The sequence below is a fragment of the Aquitalea sp. S1-19 genome (assembly GCF_024343515.1).
The window spans coordinates 1-750 of record NZ_RJTZ01000340.1; the positions used below are offsets into that span (position 1 = coordinate 1).

Here is a 750-nt window from a genome sequence, read left to right on the forward strand (position 1 = left end):
CTAGCGCCGGATGTTCACATGCGCCGCACAAGGGGCAAGCCTCTCCCGGGGGCAGGTGGGCGCGCTGCGCCTCCAGACTCTGGATGCGCAATTCCAGCTCGATTAGCCTTGCCTTGTCTGCTTCTTCAATTTTGAGTGCGCTAAACAGACCGCGTAAACGCATACGCTCGCCAGCAAGTGTCTCCACCTCATGTGCCAGCGGCAGTTTTTGTGCCTGCCAGTGTGTGAGCTCGGCCGCCTGCATACGCAAGCGTGCCCCCTCTTCGTCCAGGCGTAGCGCTGCCAGCGCATCGGCCTGACTTGCCTGCCAGGCGGCGCGCAATTGTGCGGCATCCGCACCCAGGCTTTCCCGTTGCAAGGCTGCCGCCTGCTCCTGCGCCAAGGCTTGCGCATATTGATCTTCGGCGCGGGCAAGGCCCCCGGCCAAGGTCTGGCGCTGCGCACTGGCCACATCCCTTTGTTGCTGCAAGCGCTGCAGTTCGGTGTCTTTGCTGGCTTGCTCGCCCTCCAGTCTTTGCCCCTCGGCAAACAGGCCGCGCCAGACGGGGATCAGCTCGCCCAATTGCGCATGTACGGCATTCAAGGCCATCTGCGCTTCCAGCGCCTGCCTGTCTTGCACCAGTGCGGCCAGCGCCTCACTCTCGGCCGCCGCCTGCACTTCGGCCAAAGCCCACGCCTCACCATGCAGGCGCAAGGACGCGTCACGCGCCGCAAGCTGCTGCTCGCCCAGTTGCGCCTGCATGCCGGCCA

At 64.9% G+C, this 750-nt stretch carries 1 pseudogene; it reads right to left on the reverse strand.

Going from position 1 to position 750, the window contains the following annotated elements:
- A pseudogene (locus EGI20_RS18925) lies at window positions 1-750 on the reverse strand (hypothetical protein); the annotation flags it as partial.